At 31.4% G+C, this 9,994-nt stretch carries 7 protein-coding genes; all 7 read left to right on the plus strand.

Annotated features, from left to right (window positions below):
* Positions 1 to 295 precede the first annotated feature (295 nt).
* The 7 genes from RLO81_RS10420 (at position 296) to RLO81_RS10450 (ending at position 9,946) form a co-directional block, all read left to right on the plus strand.
* Positions 296 to 1,390: a helix-turn-helix domain-containing protein gene (locus RLO81_RS10420; RefSeq protein ID WP_350111097.1), complete on the plus strand. Its 1,095-nt coding sequence runs from the start codon at positions 296 to 298 to the stop codon at positions 1,388 to 1,390.
* A gap of 133 nt (positions 1,391 to 1,523) precedes the next feature.
* Positions 1,524 to 2,615, plus strand: a complete 1,092-nt coding sequence (locus RLO81_RS10425; protein ID WP_350111100.1) for a hypothetical protein — start codon at positions 1,524 to 1,526, stop codon at positions 2,613 to 2,615.
* A 130-nt stretch (positions 2,616 to 2,745) separates the two neighbouring features.
* Positions 2,746 to 4,089, plus strand: coding sequence for a serine hydrolase domain-containing protein (locus RLO81_RS10430; RefSeq protein ID WP_350111103.1), 1,344 nt, complete (start codon positions 2,746 to 2,748; stop codon positions 4,087 to 4,089).
* A gap of 80 nt (positions 4,090 to 4,169) precedes the next feature.
* Positions 4,170 to 6,545 carry an ABC transporter permease gene (locus tag RLO81_RS10435; RefSeq protein WP_350111106.1) on the plus strand — a complete coding sequence of 792 codons (2,376 nt, stop codon included), beginning with the start codon at positions 4,170 to 4,172 and terminating at the stop codon, positions 6,543 to 6,545.
* A gap of 165 nt (positions 6,546 to 6,710) precedes the next feature.
* Positions 6,711 to 8,549 (plus strand): M61 family metallopeptidase, encoded by a 1,839-nt coding sequence (locus tag RLO81_RS10440; RefSeq protein ID WP_350111108.1) that lies wholly within the window; start codon positions 6,711 to 6,713, stop codon positions 8,547 to 8,549.
* Between the two features lie 51 nt (positions 8,550 to 8,600).
* Positions 8,601 to 9,164 (plus strand): hypothetical protein, encoded by a 564-nt coding sequence (locus tag RLO81_RS10445; protein ID WP_350111111.1) that lies wholly within the window; start codon positions 8,601 to 8,603, stop codon positions 9,162 to 9,164.
* Positions 9,165 to 9,238: 74 nt separating this feature from the next.
* Positions 9,239 to 9,946, plus strand: coding sequence for a hypothetical protein (locus RLO81_RS10450; protein WP_350111114.1), 708 nt, complete (start codon positions 9,239 to 9,241; stop codon positions 9,944 to 9,946).
* The last annotated feature ends 48 nt before the right edge of the window (positions 9,947 to 9,994 follow it).

The following is a 9,994-nucleotide window of genomic DNA, read 5'->3' on the forward strand; positions in this document are numbered from 1 at the left end:
CAATCAAAACTCAATCAAAACTCAATCAAAACTCAATCAAAACTCAATAAATTTATTTTGATCCATATTATTGATATTTAGATGTTGGGCTCAGTAAGAATATAAAAATTTTGATATTGATTTTAAATGAAAGTTATAGTATGTAATCAACACGTGTTTTATTCTTAATTTTACAACTAAAAGAACTCAATTATTGGCATTTCAATATCAAACCATAGCTATTAAATAATTTTCTGCTGTATTTCTTCGGTCAACTATAATTTTTTAAAAACGTAGATTATTCTAAATTCGAATAATGACCGCACATGAACTTCTCGTAATACTTCGGGGTACATGCATAATTCAATGCCTGACGGTTGGTATTATATTTCTATTTAGACGAAACCCTACTCATGATGGCATAAAATATCTTGCATGGTATTTACTTATAGGTGCTATAAATTTTGCAATTCCATTAATTTTAAAAGAGAATATTAATTTTGCTGTTAGTCTAAGTGGGCTCACAGCTGTACTGTTCTCTCCTTTGCTTTTCTTTTTCTTAACATCCTACCTTGATTTTTATAATCCATCTAGATACTTTAAAATTAGCTTAATATCAATTCCATTTATAGCAGTTTTAATCCTTTCATCCCTTAATTATTCTGATTTAGAAGGTTTAAGTTATATTGGACTTGGTATTGATTGTTTTAACACACTACTTCTAGTTTATATACTTTATATTTTCTTCAAAGCTGATGCTACAGCGCAAAGAGAAGATACCTGGATTAGTAAAAAGCATAAGTGGATAAGATTTTTATTGATATATTCAATTGCATTAAATATATCTTATTTAATTAGCCTCTATATAATCAGTTCTGGCAAGTCATATGGAATTATTATTGCCAATGTTCATTTTGTACTTATCCTGGTCTTTATAACTGGACTTATATACACAGCTATTGTCTCTCCTGAACTTGTTAATAATGTGCAAAATATTAAGTCTAGATTATCAGGATTGAAAGATCTAAAATATAACTACTCTGATCTGACAAAAGAGGAGGCTAAGCATATTATTAGTAAGCTAGATGCAGTAATGAGTTCGAAAGAACTTTTTAAGGATCCTGAGCTTACCTTGGAAAAAGTATCGTACTCAGTTGGCAAGGATGCAAAGGATATTTCGCAGTCCATAAATCAATATCTAAATATGAACTTCAAGGAATATGTGAATGACTGGCGAATAAAAACGGCAGCGATACTTCTTAGAGACAAAGAAAATGAGGATTTAAGGATCAGTGAAATTATGTATGAAGTGGGTTTTAATTCCAAATCTTCGTTTAATACTCTCTTTAAGAAGCATACCAATTATACTCCTAAAGAATACCGACTAACCAATCACAATACTACAACCTAGATTCATATTTATATTGTCGGATTTGACATTTTAATAACTAAATAGGTTCTATTATCTGTTTAAGTCCTTTACTAGTTGATTCTGTTTTTATTTTTAATTTGAATATTTAGAATTTACGAATATCAGATTAAAGATGAAGTACAGACTAACCTTTTTGAAATCAAGTATCATTATTTGTTCAATTATTATATTTTATTCATGCTCGAAAAACGAAATTGTTGAATTAAAAAACGAGAAATTCACCAAGTTAACAGGGGTCATTTCACCTTTTCTGGAATATACTGGTAGAGGTAAGATTGATGATGGACAGAATTCAACAATATATTATGAATTTAATTATGATGAAAAAAACCGTCTAAAATCAATTAGGTATTTTAAGAATTCCAGTGCAAATAATAACTCGTACTTCGGTGCTCATGAAGTGAGGTATGAATACCTAGACAGAACTATTACCCGAACATATTACAATGTTGAAGGCAACCAATCTCCAATGTGGCGGCATTACTATTTGGGTGAGAATATATTTAAGGAGCAATTCACTTTAACTGAAAATGGAGATAAGGAGTCGTTAATATTAATGGACTCACTAGATAATCGAGTTTCAACTGGTCTTGGTAGCTACAAATTTCTGTGTAAAAGGACAGATTCAAATTTATTTATTCAACACCAATTTGCCGCAGATAGTACCAGAAATTATTTAACCCATTACTTCCCTTTTAAAATTTCTAAAATCACAACAGATGGAGCTGGACGTTTATATTCAATCACAAATTTGGACAGTTTAGGAAATGAATATGAGGAAGAGAATATCGGTTATAGTAAAGTGGTTTTTGATTTTGATGAATTTGGTAATGAATTAGGTTGGAAGTTTGTCAATATATATGATTCTTTAGCCGACCGAAAACCATTTCTAAACATGGACTATGGTTTTGCTAAGGTTCAATACAAGTTTAATTGGATAGATAGAGAGTTAGGCCTTTACAGTTCCTTTGATGAATTATACTTTGATAGTGATAATAATCCTACTAATACGAATTTAGGTATTCATAAAGTCCATTATGAAATCAACAATAATGATGATCTAACAATGATGGCCTATTTCGATAAAGATTTAAAACCTGCAGACCATCCAAACTCTCATTTTCATAAGGTGCTAATTGAGTACGACAGTTCAATGCAAAGATCCAAAGCCACTAGAATCAAGAGTAATGGCGAGGTTTTATAACACTATCCAAAATTAAGATTGAACCAATGAAAATTAAGAGAAATGGTTCTAAAACTCCTTTTCGAACTAGTGACCTGCAACATAGGAACTAATCATTGTGTCTCACCCTGAAACAATGACAATTTTAACTATGAGAAAAATTACAATTTTTATGTTAGGTCTGGTATTATCTTCTGCCTTGCATGCCCAGTATGACAATGTTGATAATGAGACAGTCAGTCGAAAAGCAGACTCTCTATTAGAGTCTTACCGATTCACTTCAAAATTCAAGGGGAATACCTTAATTTATCGAGAGGGTAAAATCATTTATGAAAAATCAATTGGTAACTCAAATGATGATTTCAATATTAAAAATACACCCGATACTAAATTTCGAATAGGATCAATAACAAAAACCTTTACCGCTATTGCAATATTAAAACTGGTAGAGGGTAAGAAAATTAGCCTTGATGATGATATTTCAAAGTATTACCCGTCTAATGGAAATTTAAATGGGTATTCAATAAAGCAATTATTAAATCATACATCAGGGTTACCAAGAGATGTTATTGAGCTTGAAGAAAATGATCACAACCTTTACACTAGAGATGAAATTGTAAATTTGATTTCATCTGAAAAATTAGAATCAAAACCAGGCGAAAAATTTGGTTATTCAAACATAGGATACTATTTGCTTGGAGATATTATTCAATTGGCTTCAGGTAAATCTTATTTTGACTATTTGAATGAGGTTATTTTAACCCCTCTGAAATTATCCAATACAGTTGTTGATGACCCTAAGATGATCATCTCAAATAGAGCAGTTGGTTATGACGATGGTCCTGGAAAGGATGGTTATGCAGCTGAAGTAGTAGCTGATTTTATTTATCCGATTAATGACTTAGGAAATGGAGCACTCTTGTCAACCACTCAAGATCTACTTAAGCTCTATTTTGGACTGAGGGATAATATAATACTGCCAAAAAATTTAAAAGAAGAAATGTTTAACCCATTTGAGAATAATTATGGGTTTGGTCTGCAAAGTGTAAAAGGACAGGAGCATATGTTAATGCATAATGGAAATATATCAGGCTTTTCTTCTTCATTTTTGTTTTATCCTGGTTTGGATGTTTTCGTAGTAGTTCTTTGTAATACCAATAATGTGGATGCTAGTTCGGTTAGCATTGCTATGCGTAATATTACTTTTGGCCGGGAATATTATTCCCCTAAAATTAGAAAGGAGATTAACATCAAATTTGATGACAAGATACCTGGAAAATACAAAAATCCCTACTTCCAATTTGAGCTGAAGTTGGAGCATAATAAGTTATTTGTACAAACACCTGGTGACCCTTGGGAAGAATTACATCCAGAGTCTTCAACCTTATTCTTTTCTAAGCTTCATGATTTCAACATCGAATTTAATGATAACTCTTACAAGAGTGGTACTCTTAGATTCAATGACAATCAAGTTGAGTTTGTAGCTGTAGACTAATCTTTTGGCAAGTGAACTTATGAAAAAGTTTACTTGCCTCTCACATTAATTAACATTGGATTCATAAAATAATTATTGAGATGTTTATAAACAACATTAAACTGGCTTATAGGTTTTTCAAACGTCAATTAGGTTATACACTATTGAACATGTCAGGCCTAATATTAACACTAAGTTCCTGCCTATTAATATTATTATATGTTTTAGAAGAGACTAATTATGATAAGTATCATAACAACTGGGAGAATATATATAGAATATCATCTGACATTACTGAATCAGACAACCAGTTTGTTTGGGCAACTACTCAGTTGTCTTTGGGGCCAACTTTAAAGAATTATTTTCCAGGAGTTAAAGAATATGCCAGGTTTTATACTCAGGAAAAAATCAAGGTTACAAATGATATAAATTCAGAAGAATACTATGAAAGTAAACTATACTTTGTTGATAATTCCTTGTTTGAAATAATGACTATTGATCTCTTGGAAGGTGATAAATCAAATGTTTTTAAAGATCCTAACTCGGTAATCATAAGTGAATCTACTTCGAATAAAATTTTTGGCACAAATTCACCAATAGGCAAATCACTTAAAATTGATGATAAAGGTGAGTATCGTGTGACAGGAGTATTCAAAAATATGCCTAAGAACTCCCACTTAAAGGCAAATATTTTCTGTCCACTTGAGAGTGCTGTGGAGCTGTCTAATGAAGAGTGGACTGAATTTAATTATTATACATTTATTAGACTTAATCCAGATGTAAGGTTAGCAGAATTAGATAAGAGTTTAGAGGAAATAAATAAAACATATGTGGATCCAATTTTATCTAAATATGGGATTGGTATGGAATATTCATACCTAAGGATTGCAGACATTCATTTAAAATCTACATCTGAGGGAGAGCCAGAGCCATTAGGTGATATTAATTACGTTTATATATTTAGTATCATTGGGATTTTCATTTTAATAATTGGGAGCATTAATTATACGAATATGTCTGTATCTCAATCTATTAAAAGGAATAAAGAAGTAGGTATTCGTAAGTCTTTGGGAGGAAACAGAAGTAGTATTATAATTCAATTTTTGATAGAATCCATAGCCTTCACATGTATTTCAGGCATACTGGCAATTCTACTTATGTTATCTGTAAATAGGTTATTAGAGGGTTGGATAGGCTTGCAATTAAATGTTGGCTTAATTATTACGAGTAAATTACTAGCCTATTACTTGATAGCAATTATATTAATTGTGTTGTTAGGTAGTTTTTATCCTGCAATTATTATTTCATCATATAAACCTACTGAAATAATAAAAGGATCAACTAAATACAAAGAATCCTCAACAGCATTAAGCAGAGTTTTGATAACAATACAATTTTTACTCGCAATTGTCATGATTACCAGTACAATTGTTGTTTTTAAGCAACTATCATTTTTGGATAAAAAAAGTCTGGGATTTGATAAATATGGATTAATAAATTTCATGACATTTAATGATTCTGCTAGAAAGTATTTACCAAATATTAAAAATGAAATTAATCAGCTTTCCTATGTCGAAAGCGTATCTTCAGCGAGTGTTTTGCCAGGGGATTCTTTTGGGAAAAGGGTGATGGAAGTGGAAAATAATGAAGGGTCATTTGAAATTAAAGGGGTAGACTTTTACCGAATTGAAAACAATTATTTTAAAACACTTGGCATTGAATATATTGATGGGAGGAACTTCAATAGTACTTCAAACTCAGACACGTTATTTCAGATTTTAATAAATGAGTCAATGAAAGTGAGACTGGGCCTAAAAGAACCTGTAGGAAAGAGAGTAATATTAGACGATAATTATTATACAATTATCGGGGTTGTAAGCGACTTTCATCAACAATCACTTTACAATCCGATAGCTCCACTCATGTTTTTAAATAATCAAAATAATAGTTCGGTCTTAGTTAGATTAAACAATGTAAGTAGTGCTGGTATTAGTGAAATCGAGAGTATTTGGGCTAAGTACCTTGCTCGTGAAGATTTCAATTATTCATTTACAGAAAATGTATTTTTAGAAGAATATCAAGCTGATCAAATTAGAGGGAAGCTGTTTTTTGGGTTTTCAATTCTTACATTATTACTGACATTTTTAGGGTTGTTCGGTTTGTCTTCATACGCTGCAAGAAGGCGTTCAAAAGAGTTAAGTATTAGAAAAGTATTAGGAGCGAATAATCATGCACTGATAAAATTGCAGGTGAAGAGTTATGTCGTATTGGTCTTAATAAGTATGATTCCTGCTATCGGAATTTCATGGATATTTTTAAATAATTGGTTGAATAACTTTGAGTATCATACGAGTATAGGTTTAAGCCCGTTTTTAATTGCTATTATTATTACTACTGTTACAGTAATTATAACTACTGGGTATCATGCCATCAAAGCAACAAATTCAAACCCCGCTTCAGTACTTAAAGAAGATTAAATTCCAAGTTTAATTCGTTATTTCTGTCTCAATATTTTACCGAGAGTTGCATTCGGATTAACAAATATATTAATAGGATTTAGAGTTGTTTTTGGTTCAACATCGTCTTTTAGAACGTTATCAATTTACATTATAACTAGTATGCAACCTATTTAAATTAAAACGATGAAATATTTACTACTAATAGGTTTAATACTTAATGGATTTTTTGTACTGGCACAGAATAGTTATCAGTATAATATTAACCTTAATTCAATTGAAGATGATAGTTTGTTTGTTGAGGTTATTGTACCAAGAATTCAATCAAAAAATGAAATTAAATTCCACTTTGCATCCATTATACCTGGAGTATATTCAGAATCTAATTATGGTAGGTTGGTTGGTAGTTTTAAACCGTACGATAAAAAAAACAACCTCTTAAAATTTCAAAAAGAAGGGCCAAATACATGGATAATTGAGGAGGCTAGTAAGCTTGTGAAGATTACATATAGAGTATCTGATACATATGACTTATCTAGTTCGCCTCAAGTTTTTCCGCCTGCAGGTACAAACTTCGAAGAAAGCAATGTTATTCTTAATGCTCAAGGATATGTTGGTTTTTTGGAAGGGTATAAGAACGTTTCATTTAATATCAATATAACTAAGCCTGATCATTATTATGGAATAACTGGATTAATTGATAGTAATGAAAGTAAGAAAATCGATACCTATTCTACAAGCAACTATGACTTGCTAGTTGATTCTCCAATCATGTATTCTGAACCTGATACATCTTGGGTAAAAGTTAAAAATACTGATGTGTTGGTAGGAGTTTATTCACCAAAGGGACTTATATCAGCCTCCGATATATCAACTTCAATAAAGGCGCTGCTAGAAGCTCAAGCCATGTATTTGGATGGTAAATTACCAGTAGATAAGTATGCCTTTATATTTTATTTCTCAAATGAGCCGACTCAAATTATCGGAGCGTTAGAACACTCATATTCTTCTATCTATTTTATGCAAGATAATAAGATTGATCCATTGGAAAGTACCATTAACGCTATGGCAGCGCATGAGTTTTTTCATATTCTCACACCCTTAAATATTCATTCAGAAGAGATAGAAGATTTTGATTTTGTTAACCCAAAAATGTCCAAGCATTTGTGGCTATATGAAAGTGTGACAGAATACTTTGCAGGACATGCACGATTAACGGGCGGCTTAGTTACTCCAGATCAATATCGAAGAATATTAAATCAAAAATTTACAATATCAGACAGCTGGCCTGAAGATTTATCACTCACTTATATGAGTGAAAATATGTTGAACGGGCAAGGACAACATTTCCTTAATGTTTATCATCATGGTGCAATTGTCTGTTTAGCACTTGACATAAAACTGAGACAATTGTCTCAAGGAAAGTATGGTTTAAGAGATCTCATGAATGATCTCTCTAAAAAATATGGTAAGGAAAAGGCGTTTAAAGATGATGAGCTATTTAATGTCATAGAAGAACTCACTTATCCTGAAATCAGAACGTTTATTTCTAGATATATTGATGGTTCTGAAAAGCTTCCTATTAGCGAAATACTTGAATCTATTGGATTGTTTTATAGGGACCGGTTTGAACAGGAGGCCTATTCTTTAGGGTTTATGAATATTGGCTTGGCAGAATATAAAGGTAAATCTCTGATACAAACTAATGATGAAAAATTTGATGAAATAGGAAAAGATCTTGGACTTCAAACGAGGGATATAATTTTAGAAATTAATGATGAGCCAATTCCAGAAGAATTGGTTGCTAAAAGACCATTTATTACAGCCGCACGAGATGAGTTAAGTGATCGGTCAACTCTTAAACTTAAAGTTGCTCGAAAAAAAGAAGGAGAGTATTTTGAGTTGGAACTTGAGGCTGATGTTAAGAAAATCCCATTAACTCAGAAACATTATTTGCAGTGGATTGATGATCTTGATGATGATCAGAAATCACTTAAAGCGTCATGGATGCTTGAAGAGATATGATTCGTTTCTGTCTAAATTTTTGCGATATGTGTTATTCAAAGGATTTGAAATATGACCTATAATATTTTTGATAACGAAGAACTATTGGAATACTTTAAGAACTCAAAAATCAACAGATCCATATTAATAGACGAGAATTTTTCGATAGGAGATGTTAACCATGATAGTCTTCATGGTCTATTTAATGCTAGGTCTGAATTTTATGAGAAGCACCATTCTGTATTTAAATCAGACTTTTCTTATACAAAGGAAATGGTACCTAAGTTTATAAAAATATTATCAATAGAAAGCCTATCTTCTGTTAACCTCTATTTCAGATATAGTCTAGTCAGTCAATTGAATTTATGGTTTACCATTCACTTATTGAATAGGACAAACAGGTTTCTAAAAGTAGCGGTGAGCAACTACCAAAACTTAAACAAATTCTTATATGCCGATAGTGGTAGGCTTAAAAATTTGAGCGAATGGGAACTCATAAAATTTGATAAGCTTTGGGATGCTTATCAGAAAAGTGATAAAGGACAGATGCAAAGAGTTTCAAAGGAATTGGAATCAGACTTTCCATTTCTACCTAGTATCGTAGATTCTATTGCTGTCTGTGCAAATAGTGAATAAATCAGATTAAACCTCAACAAGTGATGAATTCTATTTAAAAAACAAATAATTGTAAAATGCAAACTTGAATGATTATGAAATATATAATACCTATTTTAATTATATCAATATTAAAGCTGCCATCATTTGCACAGATTGGTAATTACATTAGTTCTGCCAAACTCAAGGAAACTTTGGAAAATGAACAACTTATTTACCGCATGAGTCAGAATGGTGATTCAATGGGATATACCAAAGCAATATATTTTGTGAATAATATTGAGGCAGGATATAAGGAAGAGGTCTCTGCTATTTTTAGTGGGAAGTTAATGGAAGAACAAATAAATTGTGTTTACGACCTTCAAAATGATAAGTTTAAATCAGCTGAATCAGATATTACTTATGCTGGAAATACATTTAAGTTTAAGGGAAACTGGCTAGACTCAAACAAAATCCAGGTCAAAGTAAATAGTCTGGACACCCTACTAATTCCAGACGAACACTTAGAGAGAACATTTTCTATTTTTATTTTACCCCGATTGATTTATAATAAAGACATCAATGTCAGATACTTGCAATTCAATTCTATGGATTTGAGATTTAGGCAAATCAGTGCGTCAGTAGATACTAGTGAAAAGCATATTAGTACCAAATTTGGAGTAAAGAATTGCAGTGTAGTTAGCCTTAAAGGTGGCGTGGCGGAGCAAGATATTTATGTAGATAAAGAAACTAGCAGAATTGTAAGAATTGTAATTCCAGCAATGGGATGGGAGTATGACCTGATAGACATTAGGAGTAATTAGAAACAACCAAAGCAGATAAATTTTTTATGAAAGATAATGAAGTTCTAA

Source organism: Fulvivirga sp., from assembly GCF_040220315.1.
Taxonomy (GTDB): Bacteria; Bacteroidota; Bacteroidia; order Cytophagales; family Cyclobacteriaceae; genus Fulvivirga.